The sequence below is a fragment of the Roseateles sp. DAIF2 genome (assembly GCF_015624425.1).
Classification (GTDB): domain Bacteria; phylum Pseudomonadota; class Gammaproteobacteria; order Burkholderiales; family Burkholderiaceae_C; genus Kinneretia.
The window spans coordinates 1,666,301-1,691,654 of the sequence record NZ_CP049919.1; the positions used below are offsets into that span (position 1 = coordinate 1,666,301).

19 protein-coding genes are annotated in these 25,354 nt (G+C 69.2%); 8 read left to right on the top strand and 11 right to left on the bottom strand.

The window, feature by feature from the left end; translation table 11 throughout:
* The first annotated feature begins 10 nt into the window (after nt 1–10).
* Nucleotides 11–1,006, top strand: a complete 996-nt coding sequence (locus G8A07_RS07760; RefSeq protein ID WP_195796473.1) for a D-glycerate dehydrogenase — start codon at nt 11–13, stop codon at nt 1,004–1,006.
* A 12-nt stretch (nt 1,007–1,018) separates the two neighbouring features.
* On the opposite strand, the gene G8A07_RS07765 is transcribed toward G8A07_RS07760, so the two are convergent.
* Nucleotides 1,019–1,450, bottom strand: coding sequence for a GNAT family N-acetyltransferase (locus G8A07_RS07765; RefSeq protein ID WP_195796474.1), 432 nt, complete (start codon nt 1,448–1,450; stop codon nt 1,019–1,021).
* Between the two features lie 38 nt (nt 1,451–1,488).
* Between G8A07_RS07765 and G8A07_RS07770 the strand changes: the two genes are divergently transcribed.
* Nucleotides 1,489–2,904 (top strand): DNA recombination protein RmuC, encoded by a 1,416-nt coding sequence (locus G8A07_RS07770; protein ID WP_195796475.1) that lies wholly within the window; start codon nt 1,489–1,491, stop codon nt 2,902–2,904.
* Nucleotides 2,904–4,079 (top strand): MFS transporter, encoded by a 1,176-nt coding sequence (locus G8A07_RS07775; RefSeq protein WP_195796476.1) that lies wholly within the window; start codon nt 2,904–2,906, stop codon nt 4,077–4,079. Before G8A07_RS07770 ends, G8A07_RS07775 begins: the two co-directional genes overlap by 1 nt.
* Before the next feature lie 47 nt (nt 4,080–4,126).
* Here the strand turns inward: G8A07_RS07775 and G8A07_RS07780 are convergent, their stop codons facing one another.
* The 9 genes from G8A07_RS07780 to G8A07_RS07820 all read right to left on the bottom strand — a co-directional run bounded on the left by G8A07_RS07780 (nt 4,127) and on the right by G8A07_RS07820 (nt 15,500).
* Entirely contained in the window at nt 4,127–5,032 is a 906-nt protein-coding gene (locus tag G8A07_RS07780) for a dienelactone hydrolase family protein (protein WP_213086249.1), read from the bottom strand.
* 88 nt (nt 5,033–5,120) lie between these two features.
* Complete coding sequence (locus G8A07_RS07785; protein ID WP_195796478.1) at nt 5,121–6,416, bottom strand: HAMP domain-containing sensor histidine kinase; 1,296 nt, start codon at nt 6,414–6,416, stop codon at nt 5,121–5,123.
* Complete coding sequence (locus tag G8A07_RS07790) at nt 6,413–7,111, bottom strand: response regulator transcription factor (RefSeq protein WP_195796479.1); 699 nt, start codon at nt 7,109–7,111, stop codon at nt 6,413–6,415. Before G8A07_RS07790 ends, G8A07_RS07785 begins: the two co-directional genes overlap by 4 nt.
* An 8-nt stretch (nt 7,112–7,119) precedes the next feature.
* Entirely contained in the window at nt 7,120–8,166 is a 1,047-nt protein-coding gene (locus G8A07_RS07795; protein WP_213086250.1) for a type 1 glutamine amidotransferase domain-containing protein, read from the bottom strand.
* Nucleotides 8,167–8,223: 57 nt separating this feature from the next.
* On the bottom strand, nt 8,224–10,254 hold the full coding sequence (locus G8A07_RS07800) for a M3 family metallopeptidase (RefSeq protein WP_195796480.1): 2,031 nt from the start codon (nt 10,252–10,254) through the stop codon (nt 8,224–8,226).
* Between the two features lie 34 nt (nt 10,255–10,288).
* Nucleotides 10,289–11,338 carry a S66 peptidase family protein gene (locus G8A07_RS07805; RefSeq protein WP_195796481.1) on the bottom strand — a complete coding sequence of 350 codons (1,050 nt, stop codon included), beginning with the start codon at nt 11,336–11,338 and terminating at the stop codon, nt 10,289–10,291.
* Nucleotides 11,338–12,198 (bottom strand): bifunctional methylenetetrahydrofolate dehydrogenase/methenyltetrahydrofolate cyclohydrolase FolD, encoded by an 861-nt coding sequence (gene folD / locus G8A07_RS07810; protein WP_195796482.1) that lies wholly within the window; start codon nt 12,196–12,198, stop codon nt 11,338–11,340. Before folD ends, G8A07_RS07805 begins: the two co-directional genes overlap by 1 nt.
* A 117-nt stretch (nt 12,199–12,315) precedes the next feature.
* On the bottom strand, nt 12,316–12,939 hold the full coding sequence (locus G8A07_RS07815) for a response regulator transcription factor (RefSeq protein WP_195796483.1): 624 nt from the start codon (nt 12,937–12,939) through the stop codon (nt 12,316–12,318).
* Nucleotides 12,936–15,500 carry a PAS domain-containing sensor histidine kinase gene (locus tag G8A07_RS07820; protein ID WP_195796484.1) on the bottom strand — a complete coding sequence of 855 codons (2,565 nt, stop codon included), beginning with the start codon at nt 15,498–15,500 and terminating at the stop codon, nt 12,936–12,938. The genes G8A07_RS07815 and G8A07_RS07820 overlap by 4 nt, the downstream gene beginning before the upstream one ends.
* Nucleotides 15,501–15,718: 218 nt before the next feature.
* Between G8A07_RS07820 and aceE the strand changes: the two genes are divergently transcribed.
* From aceE to G8A07_RS07840, 4 genes are all read left to right on the top strand, one after another.
* On the top strand, nt 15,719–18,430 hold the full coding sequence (aceE, locus tag G8A07_RS07825) for a pyruvate dehydrogenase (acetyl-transferring), homodimeric type (protein ID WP_195796485.1): 2,712 nt from the start codon (nt 15,719–15,721) through the stop codon (nt 18,428–18,430).
* Between the two features lie 25 nt (nt 18,431–18,455).
* Nucleotides 18,456–20,111 (top strand): dihydrolipoyllysine-residue acetyltransferase, encoded by a 1,656-nt coding sequence (aceF, locus tag G8A07_RS07830; RefSeq protein WP_195796486.1) that lies wholly within the window; start codon nt 18,456–18,458, stop codon nt 20,109–20,111.
* Nucleotides 20,112–20,129: 18 nt separating this feature from the next.
* Nucleotides 20,130–21,932 (top strand): dihydrolipoyl dehydrogenase, encoded by a 1,803-nt coding sequence (lpdA, locus tag G8A07_RS07835; protein ID WP_195796487.1) that lies wholly within the window; start codon nt 20,130–20,132, stop codon nt 21,930–21,932.
* 160 nt (nt 21,933–22,092) lie between these two features.
* Nucleotides 22,093–23,052, top strand: coding sequence for an IS1595 family transposase (locus tag G8A07_RS07840; protein ID WP_195796488.1), 960 nt, complete (start codon nt 22,093–22,095; stop codon nt 23,050–23,052).
* 458 nt (nt 23,053–23,510) lie between these two features.
* Here G8A07_RS07840 and G8A07_RS07845 read toward each other — a convergent pair whose 3' ends face one another.
* Nucleotides 23,511–24,149 (bottom strand): FMN-binding negative transcriptional regulator, encoded by a 639-nt coding sequence (locus tag G8A07_RS07845; protein WP_195796489.1) that lies wholly within the window; start codon nt 24,147–24,149, stop codon nt 23,511–23,513.
* A gap of 94 nt (nt 24,150–24,243) precedes the next feature.
* Here G8A07_RS07845 and G8A07_RS07850 point away from each other — a divergent pair, with 94 nt between their 5' ends.
* Nucleotides 24,244–25,152: a LysR family transcriptional regulator gene (locus G8A07_RS07850; RefSeq protein WP_195796490.1), complete on the top strand. Its 909-nt coding sequence runs from the start codon at nt 24,244–24,246 to the stop codon at nt 25,150–25,152.
* Nucleotides 25,153–25,354 lie beyond the last annotated feature (202 nt).

Sequence of the window (25,354 nt, forward strand, 5' to 3'; positions counted from 1 at the left end):
AGAGCAACTCATGAGCGACAAGCCCAGGGTCCTGGTGGCCCGCAAGACCTTCCCCGACATCGTCGAGCGCCTGCGCGCGCATTTCGAGGTCGAGACCAACGAGGGCGAGGAGAGCTGGCCGCAGGAGGAGCTGATCCGGCGCCTGCAGGGCAAGCAGGGTGTCTATGTGGCCGGCACCGAGAAGATCGACGCGCCGCTGCTGAAGGCCTGCCCGGAGCTGAAGGCGGTCTGCACGATGGCGGTGGGCTACAACAACATCGACGTGCCGGCCTGCACCCTGCGCGGCGTGCTGGTCAGCAATGCGCCGGACGTGCTGACCGAGACCACCGCCGACTTCGGCTTCGCGCTGATGATGGCCGCGGCGCGGCGCCTGGCCGAGAGCGAGCATTGCCTGCGCTCGGGGGAATGGAAGCAATGGTCGGTGACCATGTTCGCCGGCAGCGACATCCATGGCGCGACCCTGGGCATCCTCGGCATGGGCCGCATCGGCCAGGCGATCGCGCGGCGCGGCCGCCTGGGCTTCGGCATGAACGTGCTGTATCACAACCGCAGCCGGCTCGCGCCCGAGCAGGAGGCACCGCTGGCCGCGCGCTGGGTCGAGAAGGACGAGCTACTGCGCCAGGCCGACCATCTGGTGATCGTCGTGCCCTACAGCCCCTCGTCCCACCACATGGTCGGCGCGCGCGAGCTGTCGCTGATGAAGCCCAGCGCGACCCTGACCAATATCGCGCGCGGCGGCGTGGTCGACGATGCCGCGCTGGCCGAGGCCCTGGCCGCCAACCGCATCGCGGCCGCGGGCCTGGACGTGTTCGAGGGCGAGCCGGCGGTGCACCCGGGCCTGCTGGCGGTGCGCAATGTGGTGCTGACCCCGCATATCGCCAGCGCCTCGATCCCGACCCGGCGCGCGATGAGCAATCTGGCGGTCGACAACCTGATCGCCGCGCTGACCGGCGGCACGCCGCCGACCGCGCTGAACCCCGAGGTGCTGTCCGCACGCCGGCACTGAGGGCGGCGTCGCTCAGAGCTCGTGCAGCATCAGGTGCTTGACGATGCCATGCGGATAGACCGCATGCTCGTGCACGCTGCGATAGCCCAGCTCGCGGTACAGCGCCGGGGCCTGGAAACTAAAAGTCTCCAGATAGGCGATGCGGCAGCCGCGCTCGCGCGCCAGCGCCTCGAACTCGCGCACCAGCGCGGCGCCGATGCCGCGGCGGCGCTGCGCGGGCTCGACCCAGAGCTGCTGCAGCTCGCAGCAGGGGCCCCAGCTGCGGCCGAGCGCGCCGCCCAGCACCCGGCCCTCGGCGTCGCGGGCGAAGACGGACATTGCCCGCACCTCGTGCAGCGGGGCCGCGGCCGCGTTGTACGCGTCCAGTTCGGCGTCGATCCGTTGCGCGTCGGCGGGCGGGGCCTCGTCGTGGCGGGTGTAGCGCGGCGTGCTTGTGCGGTCCATGGCCACGATGATAGGACGGCCCTGAGACAATGCCTCGCATGAGCCTCGTCGACGTCCTGCTGCTGGTCCTGCTGACCCTGATCCTCGTGTTGCTGCTGCTGGTCTGGGCGCGTCTGCGCCGGCCGGCCGGGGAGGGCGAGGAAGCGCTGGGGCCGCTGATCCAGCAGTCCAGCGAGCGCCTGGACCGCGGCCTGCGCGACGAGCTGTCGCGCAGCGCTACCGGCACCCGCCAGGAGCTGCTGGCGACCCTGGCGCAGTTCCAGCAGAGCCTGCTGCACCAGGGCGGCGATGTGGCGCGCACCCAGAACGAACAGATCGACAGCTTCCGCGTGCAACTGGCCAAGCTGCAGGAGGCGCTGAGCGGCCAGGCGCTGGCCGCGCGCGAGGCGCAGGACGCGGCCGGCGCGCGCCTCTCCAGCACCCTGAGCGAGCAGCTGCAGCTCTTGGGCCAGCGCCAGGAGCAGCGTCTGACCCAGGTGCAGGCGGCCGTCGACCAGCGCCTGACCGCCATCCAGCAGGACAACGAGAAGAAGCTGGAGCAGATGCGCGCCACGGTGGACGAGAAGCTGCAGGCCACCCTGGAGCAGCGCCTGGGCGAGAGCTTCAAGCAGGTGGCCGAGCGCCTGGAGCAGGTCTACCGCGGCCTGGGCGAGATGCAGAATCTGGCGCGCGACGTCGGCTCGCTGAACCGGGTGCTGAGCAATGTGAAGACGCGCGGCATCTTCGGCGAGGTGCAGCTGGCCGGCCTCCTGGAGCAGGTGTTCACGCCCGAGCAGTACGCGGCCAATGTTGCGACCCTGCCGGGCAGCAGCGAGCGGGTCGAGTTCGCGATCCGCCTGCCGGGCCAGCGCGACGACGGCCAGCCGCTGTGGCTGCCGATCGACGCCAAGTTCCCGCGTGAGGATTACGAGCGCCTGCTCGAAGCGCAGGACCGCGCCGACGCGCCGGCCGCCGAGGCGGCGGCCAAGGCGATCGAGAGCCGGCTGCGCCTGGAGGCGCGCACGATCCGCGAGAAATACGTGGCGCCGCCGCACACCACCGATTTCGCGATCCTGTTCGTGCCGACCGAGGGCCTGTATGCCGAGGCGCTGCGCCGCCCCGGCCTGGTGGAAGCGCTGCAGCGCGAGCACAAGGTGATGTTGTGCGGCCCGACCACCCTGCTGGCGACCCTGTCCAGCCTGCAGATGGGCTTCCGCACCCTGGCGCTGGAGAAGCGCTCGGCCGAGGTCTGGGAGGTGCTGGGCGCGGTCAAGACCGAGTTCGGCAAGTTCGGCGAGGTGCTGGCCAAGACCAAGAAGAAGCTGGAAGAGGCCGCCAACACGATCGACAGCGCCGAGGTGCGCACCCGCGCGATGACGCGCAAGCTCAAGACCGTCGAGGCCCTGCCCGATGAATCGGCGGCCAAGCTGCTGGCGCTGAACCAGGCCACGGACGACGACGAGGCGCAGGCCTGATGGCGCCGGCGCAGGCCGGGGAGCGCCGCGCATTGCTGGCGCTGGTGGCGACCATGATCTCGGTGCATGCCTGCATGGCCAGCACCCGGGTCGCGGCCAGCCTGTGGGCGCTGCAGCGCGGCTATGGCGAATGGACGGTCGGCGTGCTGCTGAGCCTGCTCTCGCTGGCGCCGGTGTTCCTGGCGCTGTGGGCCGGCCGCCAGGTGGACCGCTTCGGCTTCCATCGCCCGATGCGCCAGGCGGTGGTGATGGCTGCGGTCGGCGCACTGGCCGCGCTGGCCTGGCCCAATCTGGCGACCATCGTGTTCAGCTGCCTGCTCAACGGCGGCGCCACCGCGGTGGCCGGCGTCGCGACCCAGCGCGAGGCCGGCCGCATGGCCGACACGCCGGCCGAGCTCAAGCGCATGTTCGGCTATGTGGCGCTGTCGCAGGCGCTGTCGAATGCGCTGACGCCGGTGTTGTCCGGCCTGCTGATCGACTTCAGCGGCTTTCGCGCCGCCTTCGCCTTCTCGGCGCTGCTGCCGCTGCTGGCCTGGCTGGCCGTGCGCCATGTGCCGCGCCGGCCGGTGCCGGCCCAGGCAGCGGCCGGGCCCGCGCGCGCGGCCTGGCAGCTGCTGCGCGAGCCGGCGTTGCGCAATCTGCTGATCCTCAATGTGGTGCTGTCGGCGGCCTGGGACGCGCACAGCTTCGTGGTGCCGGTGCTGGGCCATGCCAAGGGCCTGTCGGCCTCCAGCATCGGCTTGGTGCTGGGCAGCTTCGCCGCGGCCGCGACCCTGGTGCGCCTGGCCATCGTGCGCTGGGCCCAGCATCTGGACGAGCTGAAGGCGCTGCGCCTGGCGATGACCACGGCCACCGTGGTCCTGGTCATCTATGCCTGGCTGCCCGGCACGCCCGGCCTGCTGCTGGGCTCGGCCATCCTGGGCATGGCGCTGGGCTCGGTGCAGCCGATGATCCTGGCCACCCTGCACCAGGTGACGCCGGAGCAGCACCACGGCCAGGCCCTGGGCCTGCGCATGATGCTGTCCAACGGCGCGACGGTGACGATGCCGCTGGGCTTCGGCGTGCTGGCCGCCGCGACCTTCGTCGCCGCGCCGATGTGGCTGATGGCCTCGCTGCTGCTGGCGGCGCAATGGCCGGCGCGGCAGATCGCGCGCCAGCGCTCGCCGTCGGCTTGATGGCGGCGGCCGGCGGCGCTGCGCGCCGCGATCGAGGCGCTGGCCGCTCAGCGCTGATCGAACCAGGGGCCCAGCCGCGCCACATAGTCGGCCGGCAGCAGATGGCCGCCGGCGAAGCGCAGATGCTGCTTGTCGGCGCCGGGCAGAGCCTCGAAGAAGCCGCGGGAGCGGGCGCTGTCGGTGTACTCGTCCTGGTCGGCGGTGAGCAGCCAGACCCGGTTGTCGGCCAGCCCCGGCAGCAGGTTCTTGGCCGCCACCGCGGCCAGCTTGTCGTCCAGCAGGATCGGCACGATGGCGGCCACGGCACCGATCCGCTCGTCCACCCCGGCCAGCAACAGGGCGTTCTGCCCGCCCATGCTGTAGCCGGTGGCCTTGATGCGGCGGGCGTCGATCTGGGGTAGGCGGGTCACCCAGTCCAGCAGCACCCGGTGGTCGCGCACCGTGTCCACCAGCATGGCCTCGTAGGGCTCGCGCTTGCCCCAGATATGCAGCTCGTCCATCAGCTGCTCGACATTAACCTTCGGGTCTTTGCGTTCGCCATGGCGGCGCGCATCGATGGCGACCACCGCATGGCCGCGCTGCAGGGCCAGTGCGGTGAGCTGGTGGGTGTGCTCCCGGGTCTTGCCGCCCTTGTACTCGGCCTGCCACCAGCGCCAATGGCTGCGGCCCATGCCATGCATCGCGATCAGCAGCGGAAAGGGCGCGCCGGCGGTGGCCGGGTCGGCCGGATAGCGAATGCGGCCATTGACGGTAGCGCCGTCAAAGCTGCTGAAGCTGAAGTCCTGGGTCAGGCGAGCCTGGTCGATCGGCGCCAGCTTCAGGGCCAGGTCGTGCGGCGGGCCGTAGGCATAGCGCCGCTGCAGTTCCCGCGCGTCGATCTCGTAGGGCTTGAGCCCGAACAGCGACCACCAGAGTGCTCCCATCAGGGCCGCCAGGCCCAACAGACTTGCCATGATCTTCAACACTCCTTTGCTGATGCGCATCCGAACCTCGATCGATCGGCTTGTCGTCGCGGCCCGATGCCGTCGACCGGCGCGCAGCTTAGGAAAGCGGGCGTGAAGCGGATGTGAGGATCAGGGCGACGCGGGTCAGGCCCTCGCGATGGCTCAGCTGCAGGCGCAGGCCATGGCGCTCGGCCAGGCGGCGCACGATGGACAGGCCCAGGCCCAGGCCGGCGCTGGCCTCACCCTTCAGGCCCGGCTCGCGGCCGGCCGCATCCGCCGCCAGCAGGGCCGCGGGCGGCGCGGCGCTGGCGTTGACGATGGCGACGCTGTCGGCATCGGCCTCGATGCGGATCAGCGCCGACTGCCGATGCGCCAATGCATTGGCCAGCAGATTGCCCAGCAGCAGCCGGGTCAGGGCCGGCGGCCAGGGCCGCGTCAGGCGCGCGTCGACCGCGAGTTCCAGTGCTATGCCCTGCTGGTCCAGCAGCGGTGCATGGGCCAGCACCAGCTGCTCGATCTGCGGCAGCAGGGACAGGGCGGGCGCGGGGCCGGCGGGTTCTGCGTCGTCGCGCGCCAGCGCCAGCAGCAGCTCGACCGCCTGCTGCAGCTGCCAGATGCTGGCTCGCATCGAGGCCACCAGCGGCCGCTCGTCCGGCGCGCAGCGCGGCAGCAGGCGCTCGCAGGCGATGCTCAGCACGGCCAGCGGCGTGCGCAGCTCATGGCTGGCATCGCGGCCGAAGGCCTGCTCGCGCTCGATCAGCGCGCGGGTGCGCGCATTCAGCTCGGCCAGATGCCGGGCCAAGAGGCCGACCTCGTCGTCGCCATAGTCGCGCGCCAGCCCGATGGGCAGCTGCTCGGGCCGGCTCTGCGCGACCTGCGCGGCCAGGCGCGCCAGCGGCGCCCCGGTGCGGCGCGCCAACCACCAGGCCAGGCCCAGGGCCAGCAGGGTCAGGCCGGCGCCCCACAGGCCCAGCCACAGCAGCAGCCGGTCGCGGATCGGCCGCACCACCAGCTGGCGGCCGACCTCGGCCACCAGCAGGGCGCCTGTCTCATCGAGCGGGCGCAGGTGGTAATGGTGACCGTCCTCGCCGGCCAGCTCATGCGAGAGCGGCTCGGCGGCGCGTGCGCGCACCAGATCCGCGGGCAGCGCGGCGCCGGCGGCATAGAGGCGGATGAAGTCCTGCGCCGGCTCGGTCCAGCGCCCCTGCGCGGCATGGTGGTCCAGCTGGCGGCGCTGCTCCTGGCTCAGCGCGCTCTCGAAGAACTCGTCCTCCACCGCGTAGACGAAGGTCATCGCGAACAGGCCGAACAGCAGGCTCACCAGCAGGGTGTAGCCGGCGAAGGCCAGCATCAGCCGGCGCTGCAGGCGCGGACGGTAGGGTGCCGACTTCATCCGGGCAGGTCCAGGCGCAGGCCGACGCCATGCACGGTCTTCACCAGCGCCTGCTGCGCGCCGAGCGCCTGGCGCAGGGTGTAGAGATGGCTGCGCAGCGCGTCGGATTCGGGCGGCTCGTCGGCCCAGAGCTGCTGCTGCAGCTCGCTGCGGGTGACGGTGCGCGGCCAGGCCTCGGCCAGGGCCAGCAGCAGGCGGTAGGCCTGGGGCGGCAGCGGCAAGACCTGGCCCTCGGCGCCGCACACCTCGGTGCTGCGCCGGTCGATGCGCAGCGGGCCGCGCTCCAGCACCGGGCTGCGGCCCAGCTCGCCGCGCCGCGCCAGGGCCTGGCAGCGCCACAGCAGCTCCTCGCCGGCGAAGGGCTTCAGCAGGTAGTCATCGGCGCCGGCGGCGAAGCCCTGGCCCTTGTCGTCCAGGCTGTCGCGCGCGGTCAGCATCAGCACCGGCACATGGCGGTCGGCCCGCTCGCGCAGCCGCCGGCACAGCTCGATGCCGTCCAGCCCCGGCAGGCCCAGGTCCAGCAGCAGCACATCGGGCGGCCGCTCCAGCGCCAGCTGCAGCGCGAGGCGCCCGTCGCTGGCCTCCTCGACCGACCAGCCCGCGCCCTGCAGCAGGGTGACGATCTGGGCGCGCAGCGGGGCATGGTCCTCGACGACCAGGATGCGTGCGGCGACCTTGGCGCTGGTGGTTGGCACGGCCGGGGTCAGCTCGATGCGCCGAGCGCCTTGCGCGCCTCGGCGATCGCCTCGCTGAGCTTGGGGTGCTTGAAATGCGGCTCGGCCAGCCGCATCAGCGACAGGCCCTGGCGCCGGTTGGCGTCGTCGCCGGCCTGCTTGTACTGGTACAGGCCCAGCATCGCGATCAGCTCCATCTTGTAGGCCTTGGCGTTGGCGGCCAGCAGGGCCTGGACCGGCTCGCGCTCGCCGTCCAGCCAGCGCTGCGCCAGCGCCATCGTGGCCTCGTCGCGGAAGGGCTCTCGGGCCTGGGGCGCGCGGCCCAGCGCGCGCAGCACCGCCTCGGTCATCGCGGTGGTGGAGAAGGGGTTCTGGCCGGTGATCAGGCGGCCGTCGACGACCACCTTGGGCAGCATCAGCGAGGCCTCCTCCCAGCGCGCGCCCTGGGTCTTGAGCTGGTCCTCCAGCAGCCAGGGGAACTGGGCGGCCCAGGTCTTGCCGAAGGCCGCTTCCTCTTCATTCGTGAAGCCGGTCAGGCGGCGGCCGGCCACCAGGGCCGAGCCATCGGCGCGCCTGACCTCGGCCAGCGCGGCCGGGCCGTGGCAGACCGCGGCGATCACGCCGCCCTGCGCGTCGACGGCGGCAATCAGGCGCTGCAGGGCCGCATCCCTGGGCAGGTCGAACATCGCGCCCTTGCCGCCCATCACCAGCACGGCCCGGTAGTCGGCGGCGCGCAGGCCCGCGGTGGGCAGGGTCCGGGCCAGGCTGGCCTGGGCCTGGGCGTCGGCCAGCAGCCGGGCGTTGAAGTCGGCCTGCGGGTCGAAGCGGTCGGCCTCCACCGGGCCGCCGGCCGGGCTGGCGACATCGATCTCCAGGCCGTTGGCGCGCAGCAGCAGCCAGGCCTGGGCGAACTCGTCCATCTCGAAACCGGGCCGGGTCTTGCCCTGATCGCGGCCCTCGCTGCTGACGACGATCAGCACCCTGTCCGCGGCGGCACTCGCCTGCGCGGCGGCGAGCCCGGGCAGGGCCAGGCTCAGGGTCAGGAAAAAGGTCTTGAGGCGGCGACGATGCTTCACGGCGGGCTCCTGTATGGGGTGTGGACCCAGTCTAGGAAGCGCGGCGTGAAGAAAACGTCAAGCCGTTGCCATGCCCTGGTGGCGCAGCAGCGCGTCGATCTTGGGCTCGCGGCCGCGGAAGGCCTTGAAGCTGTCCATCGCATCGCGCGCGCCGCCGGCTTCCAGGATGCTGTGCAGGTAGCGCGAGCCGGTGGCGGGGTTGAACACGCCTTCCTCCTCGAAGGCGCTCCAGGCGTCGGCGCTGAGCACCTCGGCCCATTTGTAGCTGTAGTAGCCGGCCGAATAACCGCCCGCGAAGATATGCGAGAAGCTGTGCTGGAAACGGTTGAAGGCCGGCGGTGGATTGACCGAGACCTCGGAGCGCACCTCGTCCAGCAGGGCCTGGATCTGTGCTTCGCGGCCTGGTTCGGCGTGCAAGCGCATGTCGAACAGCGAGAACTCGATCTGGCGCAGGGTCTGCAGGCCGCTCTGGAAATTCTTGGCCGCGGTCATCTTGTCGAACAGCGCGCGCGGCAGCGGCGCGCCGGTCTCGACATGGCTGGAGAGCTGCTGCAGCACCTCCCATTCCCAGCAGAAGTTCTCCATGAACTGGCTGGGCAGTTCGACCGCATCCCATTCGACGCCGGAGATGCCGGAGACGCCCAGCTCGTCCACCTGGGTCAGCAGGTGGTGCAGGCCATGGCCGAACTCGTGGAACAGGGTGGTGACATCGTCATGCGTCAAGAGCGCCGGCTTGTCACCCGCGGGCGAGGCGAAGTTGCAGACCAGCTGCGCGACCGGCGTCTGCTGCACACCCTCCGGGCGGGCCCAGCGGCTGCGCACCTCGTCCATCCAGGCGCCGGGGCGCTTGCCGGGGCGGGCGTAGAGGTCGAGGTAGAACTGGCCGACCAGTTGGCCGGCGCGCTCCAGGCGGTAGAACTTGACCGACTCATGCCAGACCTCGGCCTGGCTCTCGATGATCCGGACGTCGAACAGGCGCTGGATGATGTCGAACAGGCCCGAGAGCACGCGCGGCACGGTCAGGTACTGGCGCACCTCCTGGTCGCTGAAGGCGTAGCGGGCCTCCTTCAGCTTCTCGGAGGCATAGGCCTGGTCCCAGGCCTGCAGCTCGGCCAGGCCCAGTTCCTTGGCGGCGAACTCGCGCAGCTCGGCCAGGTCCTTCTCGGCGAAGGGGCGGGCGCGGGCGCTGAGGTCGCGCAGGAAGTCCAGCACCTGGGCCGGCGATTCGGCCATCTTGGCCACCAGCGAGACCTCGGCGAAGTTCTTGAAGCCCAGCAGCAGCGCCTCCTCCTGGCGCAGCATCAAAAGCTGCTGCATCAGCGGGCTGTTGTCCAGCTCCGGCTTGTCGCCGAACTCGCTGGCGCGGGTGACATAGGCGCGGTACAGGGTCTCGCGCAGCGCGCGGTTCGCGGCGTACTGCATGACCGGGAAGTAGCTGGGGAAATGCAAGGTCAGCTTGTGGCCCGGCTTGCCCTCGGCCTCGGCCGCGGCGCGTGCATTGGCGACCACGTCCTCGGGCACGCCGGCCAGTTCCTCGGCCGTCGCGTAATAGGCATAGCCGTCGGTGGCGTCCATCACATGCTCGGAGAACTTCTGCGCCAGCTCGGCGCTCTGCTCCTGGATCGCGGCGAAGCGCTCCTTGGCCGCGCCCTGCAGCTCGGCACCCGAGAGCACGAAGTCGCGAATCCAATGCTTCAGCACCTGGCGGCGCGCCGGGCTCAAGCCGGCGGCTCCGGCATTGATGGCCTTGTACTTGGCATAGAGCCGCTCGTCGGCGCCCAGCGCGGTGTAGAACTCGGTCACCGCCGGCAGCATCGCGTTGTAGGCCTCGCGCAGTTCGGGCGTGTTGGCGACGGCGTTCAGATGCCCGACCGCGCCCCAGGCATGCGAGAGCCGCTCGGTCGCGACCGAGAGCACGCGGGCCAGGGTGTCGTAGTCGGCCGGCGTGGCCGCGTCGGTGGCGGTGGCCAGCGCGGCGCGGGCCTGCTCCAGCAGCGCCTCGACGGCGGGCCGGATGTGCTCGGGCTTGATGCTCGCGAAGGCGGGCAGGGGGGCGGTGGACAGCAGCGGATTGGTCGTCATGGTCATGATGATCTGGCCCGGTCAGCGGGCGGGTGTGATCTCAGATGGCGGGGCCTTGATGCAATTCAACAGGCATGCCGGGCGCCCAGCGCAGCTCGGCCGATTCTCCCTGGATCAGGGACAGTTGCGGCGGCACATGGCCAATGTCGGCGTCGATCAGCACCGGCAGGGCCTCCAGCCCGGCCAGCGCGTCGCGTACCGCCTCCTCGTGGCTCAGCCGCTCGGGCGCCGTGACCGCCGCCGGCGCATGGCGGCCGATCAGCAGGCCGGCCGCGCCATCGAACCAGCCATGCAGGCGCAGCGAGCACAGTGCACGCAGCAGCTCGCAGGGCGCCATCTCGCAGTTCTCCAGGAACAGCAGATGCGGGCCGATGCCCGCCTGGCCGCGCCAGCCGCGCAGATCGCCATAGGCGGTGCCGGCGATGCGGCCCAAGGTGTCCAGGCAGCCGCCGATCAGGCGGCCGCACAGATGCAGCGGCTCGGTGCCACCATCCAGGCGACGCCAGCGGGTGGTCTCGGTCAGATTGAGATTGGCGCCGGGCGTGTCGCGCCAGTCGGGGCCCTTGGCCTGCCAGCGCTCGGACGCGCGCTGCACGGGCGGGGCGGCGTCGAACAGCGTCGGCCAGAGCGCGGCCGTGGTCGGGTCCAGCGCCTCGGCGCCCAGCTCCATCAGATTCGGGCCATGCAGGCTCATCCAGCTGGCGCGCAGGGCCAGCGGCAGCTGCAGGGTGCTGAGGTCGGAGAAGCCGCTGAACCATTTCGGCTCGGCCGCGGCCAGACGCTCGAAGTCCAGCAGCGGCAGCAGCTCGATCGCGCGCTCGCCGCCCCAGGGCGGCATGACGGCGGCGACCTCGGGGTCCAGCAGGAAGGACTGCAGCTCCGCGGCGCGCTCGTCGGCCGGTGCGCTGCATTGCTTGTGCTCGCGGCGCAAGGTCTGACCCTCGCGCACGCGCAGGCCCCGCTGCTGCAGCCGAGCGATCGCGCGCTCCAGGCGCGGGAACAGCGCGGGCTCGACGCCGGAGGAGGGCGCGCACAGCGCCACCAGATCGCCCTCGCGCAGCGGTCGGGGGCGGCGCGGGGCGGTGGCCATCAGCGGGCCGCGGCGGCGCGCTCGGCCGACTCGATGGTGTTGACCAGCAGCATCGTGATCGTCATCGGACCGACGCCGCCGGGCACCGGGGTGATCCAGCCGGCCACTTCCTTCACGCCATCGAAATCGACGTCGCCGCAGAGCTTGCCTTCGTCGTTGCGGTTCATGCCGACGTCGATCACGACGGCGCCGGGCTTGACCATATCGGCCGTCAGCACATTGCGCTTGCCGACCGCAGCGACGACCACATCGGCCTGGCGTGTCATCGCGCCCAGGTCGGCGGTCCCGCTATGGCAGACGGTGACCGTGGCATTGGCGGCCAGCAGCATCATCGCCATTGGCTTGCCGACGATATTGCTGCGGCCGATCACGACCGCGTGCTTACCCTTCAGGTCCTTCATGCCGATGCTTTCCAGCATCTTCATACAGCCATAGGGCGTGCAGGCCTTGAAGCCCTGCTCGCCGACCATCAGCGCGCCGGCACTTTCGACGGCGAAGCCATCGACGTCCTTGGCCGGCGAGATCGCCTCGATGACCTTGTGATCGTTGATGTGCTTGGGCAAGGGCAGCTGGACCAGAATGCCGTGGATGGTCGGATCGTTGTTGAGCGCTTCGACGCGGGCCAGCAGCTCAGCCTCGCTCATCGACGCGTCGTACTTCTCCAGCACCGAATGCAGGCCGGCATCCTCACAAGCCTTGACCTTGTTGCGCACATAGACCTGGCTGGCCGGGTTGTCACCGACCAGCACCACGGCCAGGCCCGGCTTCAGCCCCTTGGCCGTCAGCGCGGCGGCGCGCTCGGCCACCTCGCCGCGCAGTTGCTTGGAAAGGGCGTTGCCGTCGATCAGTTGTGCAGTCATCTTCAAACTCCGTCAAGCGCGTCCTGCGCTTGGATGAGGCTCATGTCGCTTGCGACGTGATGCCGAAACAGAAAGCAAAGAGGCCGCTGGAAGCGGCCTCGTGAAAGCGGTCGTGGATCAGGCCTTGGCCGTGGCCCCCAGCGCGATCTTCAGTAGGTCGGCGACGGTGTTGGCGTTGAGCTTTTCCATGATGTTGGCGCGGTGCGCCTCCACGGTCTTGATGCTGATGCCCAGGTCGTCGGCGATCTGCTTGTTCAGGCGGCCGGCGACGATGCGCTCCAGCACCTGGGCCTCACGCGTCGTCAGGCGCGACAGCAGGGCGTCGCGGCTGGCGGCTTCCTGGTGGGTCGAGAAGGCGTTGCGGGCCTGGTCCAGCATGCGCTCGACCAAGGCCAGCAGCTCGTCTTCCTTGAAGGGCTTCTCGATGAAGTCCATCGCGCCCTTCTTCATGGTCTGCACCGCCATCGGCACATCGCCATGGCCGGTGATGAAGACCACCGGCAGCGGGCTCTTGCGTTCCAGCAGGCGGTCCTGCAGCTCCAGGCCGCTCATGCCTTCCATGCGGATGTCGGCGATCAGGCAGGCGACCTCGCGCGGGTCGTAGCGCGAGAGGAAGCTCTCGGCGGAGTCGAAACACTTGACCCGGTAGTCCTTGCCTTCGAGCAGCCATTGCAGGGAATCCCGCACGGCCTCATCGTCATCAACAACGTAGACGTTACCCTTCTTCGGAATCAGACTCATGGTGTCGCAGCATGGTTCATGGCGGTCCCCGAGGGCTCGGGGCGCGGGATGTCTACCGGGATGGTGAAGGCGAACCGGCACCCGACGATGGACGCGCCATTGTAGAGGTTCTCGGCCCGGATCCGACCCTGGTGGGACTCGACGATGGACCGGCATAACCCTAGGCCGATGCCCAGTCCGTCGGCCTTGGTGGAGAAGAAGGCCTCGTACATGCGCTCGATCACTTCCTCCGGCAGGCCGGGGCCCATGTCGGTGACGCTGAACTCGATGTGACCGCCCAGCTCGGGCGTGTGTTTAGGGATCACTCTCAGTTCGATGTGGCGGCGCGACACCGGCAGATTGGCGTTGTCGATCGCCTCGGCCGCGTTCTTCAAGAGGTTCAGCACCACCTGTTCGATCAGGATCGGGTCGACCATCAGCTGCGGCAGGCGCTGCGCCACATAGCTGTGGATCGCGACATTGCGCCGGCGCAGCTCGATGCCGGCCAGCTCCACCGCGTCCTCGACGATGGCATGGGCCGAGGCCGACTGGCGCTGCGGCTCGCTGCGCTTCACGAAATTGCGGATGCGGTGAATGATCTGGCCGGCGCGCTGCGCCTGCTTGGCGGTTTTTTCAAGCGCGGTGAGCAAGTCTTCCTTGCGGATGTTGTCGTCGCGCACGCGCGAGACCATGCCGTTGCAGTAGTTGGTGATCGCGGTCAGCGGCTGGTTCAGCTCGTGGGCCACGCTGGAGGCCATCTCGCCCATGGTCATCAGCCGGCTCGTCACCTGGGCCTTCTCGGCCTGCTGGGCCGCCAGCACCTCGGCATGGCGGCGTGCGGTGATGTCGGTGGCGATCAGCATCTGGGCCAGGCGGCCGTCGGTCCACTGCAGATAGCGGGCGCGCACGTCGAACCACATCTCCAGGGTGTCGATATAGACCTCGCGCGGATCGGAGCCGACCTCGGTCAGGTGCTGCGAGGGCAGGCCGCTGTAGTCGTCCACCTCCTCGTCGATGTCGCCCGGCTCGAGCGGCGCGGCGCTGCCGCGGCTCAGCTGACTGCCGGCCAGCATCGCATGGCCCTTGGGGTCGGCGCCGAACCACAGGCGGTAGCTGCGGTTGGCAAACAGCAGCTCGCCCTGCTGCACCGACAGCACCGACACCGCGGCGTCCAGGCCTTCCAGCACGGTGGTGAAGCGCTCGTGCGAGGCGCTGAGCTGGTCGCGCACGCGCTTGGCCTCGGTGATGTTGGTCATCGAGGCCATCCAGCCGTTCTGCTTGCCCTTGGGGTCGATCAGCGGGCTGACATACATGCGCGCGTCGAAGATGGTGCCGTCCTTGCGCATCACCTTGACCTCAGCGCCGCCGGCCGGGCTGCGGCCCTGCACCTCCTGCTGCTGCAGGCGCAGGTTCTCCTCGTAGCGGTCCGGCGGCCAGTAGGGGAAGGGCGGCTTGCGGCCGATCAGCTCGGCCTCGGAGAAGCCGGTCATCGCGCAGAAGGCCGGGTTCACATAGGAGATGCGCGACTCCATGTCCATCGCGCGCATGCCGGTCAGCATGGAGTTCTCCATCGCGCGCCGGAAGTTGGTCTCGCTGGCCAGCGCGTTCTGCACCTGCAGGCGCCGGCGCATGTGCTTCCAGGTGCCCAGGAGCATCCAGACCGTCAGCACCGACAGCGCGACGACCATCCAGAACAGGGTGTTGCTGATCAGGCCGATCGAGACCCGGTAGCCCTGGCCGCGCAGCACCAGGCCGTTCAGGGCCGGCGCCAGCGGCACGTCGTGCAGGATGGAGGCGCGCTGCAGGCGCTGGCCCGGCATCGGCGTCACCGTGCTGGCCACCGGCTGCTCGCGCGAATCGAGCACCGAGATCGGATGCCGCGAGGCCACCTCGGTCGGCACCCAGTAGCGCAGCAGGGCCTCGACCGAGTATTCGGCGATCAGCACGCCGGCGAAGCCGGTGCGGTCCAGCAGCGGCACCTGGACCTGGAACACGGTCAGGCCGTTGTAGTCGCCGAAGGGCGTCGAGTAGACCGGCTGGCGGCGCTCGCGCGAGGCCTGGAAGGCCAGCTCGGCCGGGTTGCTCTGGTCGGCCGCCGGCATCGAGGGGTCGCGGCCGTCGCCGGACATCAGGGCCTCGGACTGGAAGCCGGCGGCGCTGACGCTGGCGCGCCGCTCGCGCCGGGCCGACAGCCAGGTCACATGGGTGATCTCCGGGCGCTCGCGCGCGAAGGTGCTGGCCTGGGCGCTGAACTCATGGGCATCGATCTGGCGCGTGACGATTTCGCGCGCGATGCGCACCAGCTGCTCCTGGTTCTCGATCAGGCGCAGGCGGATCTGCTGCTGGGCGATCTCGGTGTCGCGCTTGACCGCCTCGGCCTCGCGCTCGATCTCCTCGTTCCGCAGGTACCAGAAGGCCAGGATGATGGCCGCCAGGAACAGCAGCACCGAGATCAGCGGCCCCAGGGTGGCGAACCGGTCCTGGCGCGCCGGCGACTGGCGCCGCCACCAGGTCGAGACCAGACGCTGCACCGGCAGCCAGGCGCGCCGTGTGGCGTTTTTGAGTTCGAAGCGGGAAAACATGATGCGGCGATTATCCGGGGGCTCTCCCGGGGCGGCGGGGCGGTGTCATCCCTTGAATTTCACAATAAGAAATGACGTCGCGCTATTTGGAAAAAATAAGAGAGCTGTGCGACACTCCCGCCACCCCATTGGGCATATGCCTCTAAATTCCGGGGCGGGCTGCGCATCCGCATGCGGCCGGCTCCCTTGGTTGATCCGATCGATAACAGGAGACAAGCATGTCTGCACAGCCGCAGTCTTTTCTCGGTGCCGCCGCCAATGACACCGATGCCCTCGAAACCAAGGAATGGCTGGATGCGCTGTCGGCCGTCATCGGCGAGGAAGGCGGCGAGCGCGCGCATTTCCTGCTGAACCAGCTGATCGACCATGCCCGCCAGGCCGGCATCGACGTGCCGTTCTCGGCCACCACGGCCTATGTGAACACCATCCCGGCCGACCAGGAAGCGCGCTGCCCGGGCAATATCGAGATCGAGAAGCGCCTGCGCGCCTATATGCGCTGGAACGCGATGGCGATGGTGGTGCGCGCCAACCGCCTGAACCCGGCCGACGGCGGCGACCTGGGCGGCCATATCGGCTCATTCGCCTCGCTGGCCTCGATGCTGGGCGCCGGCTTCAACCATTTCTGGCATGCCGAGAGCGAGAACCACGGCGGCGACCTGCTCTACATCCAGGGCCACAGCTCGCCCGGCATCTATGCCCGCGCCTTCCTGGAAGGCCGCCTCTCCGAGGCCCAGCTGGACAGCTTCCGCCAGGAAGTGGACGGCAAGGGCCTGTCCAGCTACCCGCACCCCAAGCTGATGCCGGACTTCTGGCAGTTCCCGACCGTCTCGATGGGCCTGGGCCCCTTGATGGCGATCTACCAGGCTCGTTTCCTGAAGTACCTGCATGCCCGCGGCATCGCCGACACGGCCAACCGCAAGGTCTGGGCCTTCATGGGCGACGGCGAGATGGACGAGCCGGAGTCGCTGGGCGCGATCGGCCTGGCCGCGCGCGAGGGCCTGGACAACCTGGTCTTCGTCATCAACTGCAATCTGCAGCGCCTGGATGGCCCGGTGCGCGGCAACGGCAAGATCATCCAGGAGCTGGAAGGCGAGTTCCGCGGCAGCGGCTGGGACGTCATCAAGCTGGTCTGGGGCAAGGGCTGGGACGAGCTGCTGGCGCGCGACAAGAGCGGCAAGCTCAAGCAGCTGATGATGGAAACCGTCGACGGCGACTACCAGGCCATGAAGGCCAATGACGGCGCCTATGTCCGCAAGCATTTCTTCGGCAAGTACCCCGAGACCGCCAAGCTCGTCGAGCACATGAGCGACGACGAGATCTTCGAGCTGCGCCGCGGTGGCCATCAGCCCGAGAAGGTCTTCGCCGCCTTCCACAAGGCGCACCACAACACCACGGGGCGTCCGACTCTGCTGCTGGTCAAGACCGTCAAGGGCTACGGCATGGGCAAGGCCGGCGAGGGCAAGAACACGGTCCACCAGACCAAGAAGCTGACCGACGAGGACATCAAGTACATCCGCGACCGCTTCGGCATCCCGATCCCGGACAGCGAGCTGCCCAAGATCCCGTACTACAAGCCGGCGGACGACACGCCCGAGATGCGCTATCTGCACGAGCGCCGCCAGGCGCTGGGCGGCTACCTGCCCAAGCGCCGCGTCAAGGCCGACGAGAGCTTCACCGTGCCCTCGCTGGAAACCTTCAAGGCCGTGCTGGAGCCGACCGCCGAGGGCCGCGAGATCTCGACGACCCAGGCCTATGTGCGCTTCCTGACCCAGCTGCTGCGCGACCAGGCCCTGGGCCCGCGCGTCGTGCCGATCCTGGTCGACGAGGCGCGCACCTTCGGTATGGAAGGCCTGTTCCGCCAGATCGGCATCTACAACCCCAAGGGTCAGCTCTACACCCCGGTCGACAAGGACCAGGTGATGTACTACCGCGAGGACAAGGCCGGCCAGATCCTGCAGGAAGGCATCAACGAGGCCGGCGGCATGGCCAGCTGGATCTCCGCCGCGACGAGCTACTCGACGAACAACCGGGTGATGATCCCGTTCTACGTCTACTACTCGATGTTCGGCTTCCAGCGCATCGGCGACCTGGCCTGGGCCGCCGGCGACATGCAGGCGCGCGGCTTCCTGCTGGGCGGCACCTCGGGCCGCACCACGCTGAATGGCGAGGGCCTGCAGCATGAGGACGGCCACAGCCATATCCTGGCCGGCACGATCCCGAACTGCATCTCCTACGACCCGACCTTCGCGCATGAAGTCGCCGTGATCATGCACAACGGCTTGAAGCGCATGGTCGAGAACCAGGAGAACGTGTTCTTCTACCTGACCCTGCTGAACGAGAACTACGCGATGCCGGGCCTGAAGGCCGGCACCGAGGCCGAGATCATCAAGGGCATGTACCTGCTGGACGCCGCCGCGCCCAAGGCCAAGCTGAGCGTCAACCTGCTGGGCTCGGGCACCATCCTGCGCGAGTCGATCGCCGCCAAGGAATTGCTGAAGGCCGAATGGGGCGTCGACGCCAACATCTGGTCCTGCCCCAGCTTCAACGAGCTGGCCCGCGACGGCCAGGACGCCGAGCGCTGGAACCTGCTGCACCCCACCGAGACGCCGCGCGTGCCCTTCGTCGCGCAGCAGCTCGGCACCACCACCGGCCCGGTGATCGCCGCCACCGACTACATGAAGAACTATGCGGACCAGATCCGCGCCTTCGTGCCGGCCGGCCGCAGCTACAAGGTGCTGGGCACCGACGGTTTCGGCCGCTCGGACTTCCGCTCCAAGCTGCGCGAGCATTTCGAGGTGAACCGTCACTACGTGGTCGTGGCCGCACTGAAGTCCCTGGCCGACGAGGGCAAGATCCCGGCGGCCAAGGTGGCCGAGGCCATTGCGAAGTACGGCATCAACGTCGGCAAGATCAACCCGCTGTACGCCTGACAAGGCAGCACTCGGAGACAAGAACATGGCATTGGTTGAAGTGAAGGTGCCCGACATCGGGGACGTCAAGGATGTGGCCGTCATCGAGCTGCTGGTCAAGCCCGGCGACACGGTCAAGGCCGAGCAGAGCCTGGTCACGGTGGAGAGCGACAAGGCCTCGATGGAGATCCCCTCCTCGCATGCTGGCGTGGTGAAGGAGCTGAAGGTCAAGCTCGGCGACACGGTCAACGAAGGCAGCGTGCTGTTGGTGCTGGAGTCCGATGCGGCCGCCGCGCCGGCACCCGCACCGGCTGCAGCAGCCGCCGCCGCGCCGGCCCCGGTGGCTGCCCCGGCACCCGCGCCCGTCGCGGCCGCGCCCGCCGCTTCGGCCGGCCCGGTCAATATCGTCGTGCCCGATATCGGCGACTTCGACGAGGTCGCGGTGATCGAGCTGCTGGTCAAGGTGGGCGACCAGATCAAGGTCGAGCAGAGCCTGATCACGGTCGAGAGCGACAAGGCCTCGATGGAGATCCCGTCCTCGCATGCCGGCGTGCTGAAGGAACTGAAGGTCAAGCTGGGCGACAAGGTGGCCAAGGGCAGCCTGATCGCCGTGGTGGAAGCGCAAGGTGGCGCGGCCGCGGCGGCTCCCGTGGCTGCCGCACCGGCCGCCGCTGCTGCACCGGCGCCCGCGCCGGTGGCTGCTGCAGCCGCGGCAGCGCCCGCGGCCCCGGCTGCCGCCGTGCCCGCCCATGATCCGACCGCGCCCAAGGGCAAGCTGCCTCACGCCTCGCCCAGCATCCGCAAGCTGGCGCGCGAGCTGGGCGTGCCGCTGGACGAGGTCAAGGGTTCCGGCAACAAGGGCCGCATCACCGAGAGCGACGTGCAGGGCTTCGTCAAGGCCGTGATGGCCGGCGCGACCCAGACCGCCGCGCAGAAGGCGGCCGCGCCCGCCGGTGGTGGAGCGGCCTTCCCGGGCCTGCTGCCCTGGCCCAAGGTGGACTTCGAGAAGTTCGGCCCGGTCGAGCGCAAGGACCTGTCGCGCATCAAGAAGATCTCGGGCGCCAACCTGCATCGCAACTGGGTCACGATCCCGCATGTCACCAACCATGACACCGCGGACATCACCGAGCTGGAGGCCTTCCGCGTCGCCCTGAACAAGGAGAACGAGAAGGCGGGCATCAAGGTCACGATGCTGGCCTTCATGATCAAGGCCGCGGTCGCCGCGCTGAAGAAGTTCCCCGAGTTCAATGCCTCGCTGGACGGCGAGACCCTGGTGCTGAAGAACTACTTCCACATCGGCTTCGCGGCGGACACGCCCAATGGCCTGGTGGTGCCGGTGATCAAGGACGCCGACAAGAAGGGCATCTTCCAGATCAGCCAGGAGATGGGTGAGCTGGCCAAGAAGGCGCGCGACGGCAAGCTGGGCCCGGCCGAGATGACCGGCGGCTGCTTCAGCATCTCCTCGCTGGGCGGCATCGGCGGCACCTACTTCACGCCGATCATCAACGCTCCCGAGGTCGCGATCATGGGCGTCTGCAAGAGCTCGACGGAACCGGTCTGGGACGGCAAGGCCTTCCAGCCGCGCCTGATCCTGCCGCTGTCCCTGAGCTGGGACCACCGCGTGATCGACGGCGCCGCCGCGGCCCGTTTCAATGTCTACTTCGCATCGCTGCTGGCGGACTTCCGCCGCATCGCGCTGTAAGCCAGGGGAGCGCGAGACATGGCAACGATTGAAGTGAAGGTCCCGGACATCGGCGACTTCAAGGATGTGGCGGTGATCGAGGTGCTGGTGAAGGCCGGCGACCAGATCAAGGTCGAGCAGAGCCTGATCACGGTCGAGAGCGACAAGGCCTCGATGGAGATCCCGTCCAGCCATGCCGGCGTCGTCAAGGAGCTCAAGCTCAAGGTCGGCGACGTGGTGAACCAGGGCAGCCTGGTGCTGGTGCTGGAAGCCGCGGCCGGCGCGGCCGCAGCGCCGGCCCCCGCCCCGGCGGCGCCTGCCGCTGCTGCCGCCGCCCCCGCTGCGGCGGCGGTGGCACCGCAGGCAGCCAGCTACAGCGGCGCGGCCGATGGCGAGTACGACGTGGTGGTGCTGGGCGGCGGCCCCGGCGGCTATTCGGCCGCCTTCCGCGCCGCCGACCTGGGCCTGAAGGTGGCCCTGGTCGAGCGCTACGCCACCTTGGGCGGCGTCTGCCTGAACGTCGGCTGCATCCCGTCCAAGGCGCTGCTGCATGTCGCGGCGGTGATGGACGAGGTCAAGCATTTCGCCGACCTGGGCGTCGAATTCGGCGAACCCACCGTCGAGCTGCCCAAGCTGCTCAAGCACAAGCAGAAGGTGATCGGCAAGCTGACCGGCGGCCTGGCGATGATGGCCAAGATGCGCAAGGTCACGGTCGTGCGCGGCTACGGCAGCCTGCTGGACGCCAACCACCTGTCGGTCGAGGAGACCGGCGGCGAGGGTCAGGAGAAGACCGGCAAGACCCAGACGCTGAAGTTCAAGAAGATCATCCTGGCCGCGGGCTCGCAGGCGGTGCGCCTGCCCTTCATGCCCCAGGACCCGCGCGTGATCGATTCGACCGGCGCGCTGGAATTGACCAGCAAGCCCAAGCGCATGCTGATTGTCGGCGGCGGCATCATCGGCCTGGAGATGGGCACGGTCTACTCGACCCTGGGCGCGCGCCTGGACGTGGTGGAAATGCTGCCGACCCTGATGACCGGCGCCGACCGCGACCTGGTCAAGGTCTGGCAGAAGATGAACGCGCCGCGCTTCGACAACATCATGCTGAACACCAAGACGGTGGCGGCCGAGGCGACGCCCGAGGGCATCAAGGTCACGTTCGAGGGCGAGGGCGCCCCGAAGGAACCCCAGGTCTACGACCTGGTGCTGCAGGCGGTGGGCCGCACGCCCAACGGCAAGAAGATCGGTGCCGACAAGGCCGGCGTGATCGTCAGCGATCGCGGCTTCGTGCCGGTCGACGTGCAGATGCGCACCAATGTGCCGAACGTGTTCGCGATCGGCGACCTGGTGGGCCAGCCGATGCTGGCGCACAAGGCGGTGCACGAGGGCCATGTGGCGGCCGAGGTCATCGCCGGCGAACTGCTGGGCGACGCGGCGCTGGCCAAGGCGCGCTTCGACGCCCGCGTGATCCCGAGCGTGGCCTACACCGATCCGGAAGTGGCCTGGGTCGGTGTGACCGAGGACGAGGCCAAGGCCCGCGGCATCAAGTTCAAGAAGGGTTTGCTGCCCTGGAGCGCCTCCGGCCGCGCGATCGCCAACGGCCGCGACGAGGGCTTCACCAAGCTGCTGTTCGACGAGGAGACGCACCGCATCATCGGCGGTGGCATCGTCGGCACCCATGCCGGCGACATGATCGGCGAGATCGCGCTGGCCATCGAGATGGGCGCAGACGCGGTCGACATCGGCAAGACCATCCACCCGCATCCGACCCTGGGCGAAAGCATCGGCCTGGCGGCCGAGGTGGCGCATGGCAGCTGCACGGATGTGCCGCCGGCGCGGAAGTAAAGCCTGAGGTCGCTGATAAAGAAAAGCCCCGGACGGGAAACTGTCCGGGGCTTTTTCTTGGCTCAATTCGCGTTAAGTCGTGACGGGCTCACGTGGTGAGCCATCGGGAGGGCAAAGTGACCTGGCGGCGCATGGGCGTCGAGCAAGCCAGGAGAACGGGATGCGAGACCGAGACATGAAGCGGCTGATGTCGCTGGTGGGCCAACTGACGTTTGCCCAGAGAGCGAAGGTGCGTGACGAGTTGTTCCGGCAAAGTGCGCAGACCGAGGTGGTGCAGTCCATTGAAAGGCGCATCGCAGATCAGCCGCTGTGCCCGCATTGCCAGGGCGAGCGCGTGGTCCGCAACGGGCAAGCCGATGGGCTGCAGCGCTACAAGTGCAGGAGCTGCGCCAAGACCTTCAATGCCTTGACCGGCACAGCGATGGCCCGGCTGCGTCACAAGGGCAAGTGGCTGGCGCAGGCCCAGGTGCTGGACGAAGGTCTGAGCGTACACGCCGCAGCGAAGAAGTTGCAGGTGGCACCCAGCACGGCGTTTCGCTGGCGCCATCGTTTCCTGGCTCATGCGCAGACTGTCAAAGCCAAGGTCCTGATCGGCATTGCCGAGGCCGATGAGACCTTCATCTTGCGCTCGAACAATGGGCAGCGGGCCATTCAGCGCAAGGCGCGCCGACGCGGCGGCAAGTCCTCCACACGCGGCACCTCGGACGACCATGTCCCGGTGCTGGTGGCGAAAGACAGGTCGGGCGCCTGCACGGACTTCATGCTGGGGCGTTCAAGCAAAGCCGAACTTACGGCGGCCCTCGGGCCGCTGCTGGCGCCAGACGTTGTTCTGTGTACCGATGGGAGTTCCGCCATGGCCGCGGCAGCGCGCCAGATCGGGGTGGAGCACCACGCGCTGAACATGAGCTCTGGAACGAGAACCCAGGGGCCTTGGCACATCCAGACCGTCAACGCGTATCACGGACGACTCAAGGCATGGCTGCACAGGTTCCACGGCGTAGCGACCAAATACTTGGCCAGCTACCTAGGCTGGTTCAGAGCAACGGATCGGTTCGGCCTCGTTGCCTCGCAGCCCGCGTCCTGGCTCGCTCTGGCTATCGGCTCTCCGCGTCATCCATAGGTAACGCGAAATGAGCCTTTTTCTTTGGCTCTTTGCGCGTTGGTTGATGATGCCGTGATGGCGAAGATCTGGGCGCAGGAGGGCGGGCAGATCTGCTGCTACGTGCCAGGGCCTTGCGGCCTTGGCTTTCGCCAGGCACCAGAAGTCCACCCGACTTCTGGTGTCCGGGCTCAATCCCCCGGCCGCTTCGCGGCCTCCTCCTTGACCTCCGCATCAGGCCCACCCACCCTCCTGCTTTGCGTTGCGTCTGACTTTCTCCGCGAGCAACTTGCGATGGAGGAGCCGGGATGCGGGTATGCGCAATTGCGCAGGTCAAGGAGGAGGGCCGCGCAAAGCGGCCCGGGGGACACGGAGCAATTGCGCATGCCCGCGTCCCGGCGCAACCCGGCTCGTTGCAGGGGCCATCAAGACCTCGCCGGGAATATCACAAGTCAATGGACAAAGGGCCTTTCTTTCCTTCAACGTCCCGCCGCGCTCAGCCGCTCATGCCGGCGCATCGCCTCGGCCAGCTCGAATCGGCCGTAGCGCGCCAGCGCCGCATGGGTGTCCTCGGTCACGTCGGCCGGGTCGCCCTGGCCGAGCTTGAACTGCGCGCGCGTCTCGAGCACGCGGGCGCGGAAGGGCACGATGTACTGGGCGAGCTGCTCGCGCCGCGGCCCCATCTCGGCGCTGTGCCAGGGGTTCGGGTAGGGGGCCTCGACATGGGCGCTCAGCGTGTCGAGCGCGAACAGCGTTTCTTCGGGCGTGTCGATGATCGCCACCTCGAGATCGAACTGCAGGAACTCGTAGTTCCAGGTCGGCGCATAGCGGCGGTTGCGCAGCCAGCTGCTGGCGATATAGCCTTGCGCGCCGGTGAAGGTGGCGAGCGCCCGCGGGTTGCGCTTGAGCATCTCGTGCTGCGGGTTGCGGCGCGCCAGATGGCCGATCAGTACGCGGCCGCCGTCCGCGTCGCGCTGCAGGATCAGCGGCAGCGGCGTCGCGAGCAGGCGACCCGAGGCCTCGCTGCTGACCAGGGTGGCGAGCGGGTGGGCCGCGACCAAGCGCTCGATCTCATCTTCGGATGCGGGCTGGAAGGGCAGGCTTTCGTACATCGACATGGCAGGGAGGCGAGCGGCGGCGGTTGCGATGGCTGCAGTCTAGGCAAGCCGGGTCCGGCGTAGATGGGCGTCGATGCACGCTAGCATTGCAGGAATGACCGTATCGATACCCTCCGGCCTCGACTGGGATGACCTGCGCATCCTGCTGCAGATCGCCCGCCATGGGCGCCTGGCCGCCGCCGCCGAGGCCGGGCCGCTGAGCCATGCGACCTTGTTCCGGCGCCTGCGCGCGCTGGAGGCGCGGCTCGGCATGCGCCTGTTCGAGCGCCTGCGCGCCGGCTACGAGCCGACGCGCGCCGGCGCCGAGCTGATCGAGTTCGCGCGGCGCATGGACGGCGAGCTGCAGGCCGTCACCGCGGGTCTGCGCGGGCGCGAGTCCTGGCCCGGCGGGCTGGTGCGGCTCAGCGCGGCCGATACCTGGATGCAGGGGCTGCTGCCGCCGTTGCTGGCGAGCTACCAGACGCGCCACCAGGTCCAGCTCGGTTTTCGCAGTGGCAATGCGATGGACGATGTGCTGCAGGGGGCGGTCGATGTCGCGCTGCGCTCCGGCGGCAAACCGCCCGAGCCGCTGGTCGGGCGCCGGCTCGCGCGGGTCGAGGCGACCGTCTACTGCTCGCGCAAGCTTGGCGGCGTGCGCGCGGACCGGCTCGCCGATCAGCCCTGGGTCGGCGTCGACGAGCAGCTGTCCCATCTGGCTTCGGCCCGCTGGCTGGAGCGCGAGGGGCTGGCGAGCCGCGTCGCGATGCGCAGCAACTCGCTGGTCCATGTGCTGCAACTGGTGCGCGCCGGCGTCGGCCTCGGCGCCTTGCCCTGCTATCTGGGCGATGCCGACCCGGGCCTGCGCCGCGTGTTCGACCCGCCGCGCGACTGGCGCAGCGAGCTGTGGCTGCTGACCCGCGTCGAGCTGCGCCCGGTGCCGCGCATCAAGGCGCTGTTCGATCACCTCTACGAGGGCACGCGGGACTGGGTGCCACTGCTGGAGGGGATGCGGCCGCAGCCCTAGCTTGAACGAGTTAGCCCGCGCAGAGCGGGATAAGCGTTGCGGGCCGGCGGCTGCGGCAGCCTGGATGCGCAGGACTTCTTCGCAAACCACAATGGTGCTTGCAGACCCGGCCTCGCCAGTTGCCGGGCGACTTTGCGGGGCCGAGGAGCGCAGCGGCGCGGGGCGCGCGCGTCCGCGCGCTTCAAGGACTGACTTGGGCGCT

Bases quoted from the DNA above. Each gene is read 5' to 3' on its own strand.
- G8A07_RS07760 (WP_195796473.1), top strand. From the start codon at position 11: ATGAGCGACAAGCCCAGGGTCCTGGTGGCCCGCAAGACCTTCCCCGAC.
- G8A07_RS07765 (WP_195796474.1), bottom strand. From the start codon at position 1,450: ATGGACCGCACAAGCACGCCGCGCTACACCCGCCACGACGAGGCCCCG.
- G8A07_RS07770 (WP_195796475.1), top strand. From the start codon at position 1,489: ATGAGCCTCGTCGACGTCCTGCTGCTGGTCCTGCTGACCCTGATCCTC.
- G8A07_RS07775 (WP_195796476.1), top strand. From the start codon at position 2,904: ATGGCGCCGGCGCAGGCCGGGGAGCGCCGCGCATTGCTGGCGCTGGTG.
- G8A07_RS07780 (WP_213086249.1), bottom strand. From the start codon at position 5,032: ATGGCAAGTCTGTTGGGCCTGGCGGCCCTGATGGGAGCACTCTGGTGG.
- G8A07_RS07785 (WP_195796478.1), bottom strand. From the start codon at position 6,416: ATGAAGTCGGCACCCTACCGTCCGCGCCTGCAGCGCCGGCTGATGCTG.
- G8A07_RS07800 (WP_195796480.1), bottom strand. From the start codon at position 10,254: ATGACCATGACGACCAATCCGCTGCTGTCCACCGCCCCCCTGCCCGCC.
- G8A07_RS07805 (WP_195796481.1), bottom strand. From the start codon at position 11,338: ATGGCCACCGCCCCGCGCCGCCCCCGACCGCTGCGCGAGGGCGATCTG.
- folD (WP_195796482.1), bottom strand. From the start codon at position 12,198: ATGACTGCACAACTGATCGACGGCAACGCCCTTTCCAAGCAACTGCGC.
- G8A07_RS07815 (WP_195796483.1), bottom strand. From the start codon at position 12,939: ATGAGTCTGATTCCGAAGAAGGGTAACGTCTACGTTGTTGATGACGAT.
- G8A07_RS07820 (WP_195796484.1), bottom strand. From the start codon at position 15,500: ATGTTTTCCCGCTTCGAACTCAAAAACGCCACACGGCGCGCCTGGCTG.
- aceE (WP_195796485.1), top strand. From the start codon at position 15,719: ATGTCTGCACAGCCGCAGTCTTTTCTCGGTGCCGCCGCCAATGACACC.
- aceF (WP_195796486.1), top strand. From the start codon at position 18,456: ATGGCATTGGTTGAAGTGAAGGTGCCCGACATCGGGGACGTCAAGGAT.
- lpdA (WP_195796487.1), top strand. From the start codon at position 20,130: ATGGCAACGATTGAAGTGAAGGTCCCGGACATCGGCGACTTCAAGGAT.
- G8A07_RS07840 (WP_195796488.1), top strand. From the start codon at position 22,093: ATGCGAGACCGAGACATGAAGCGGCTGATGTCGCTGGTGGGCCAACTG.
- G8A07_RS07845 (WP_195796489.1), bottom strand. From the start codon at position 24,149: ATGTCGATGTACGAAAGCCTGCCCTTCCAGCCCGCATCCGAAGATGAG.
- G8A07_RS07850 (WP_195796490.1), top strand. From the start codon at position 24,244: ATGACCGTATCGATACCCTCCGGCCTCGACTGGGATGACCTGCGCATC.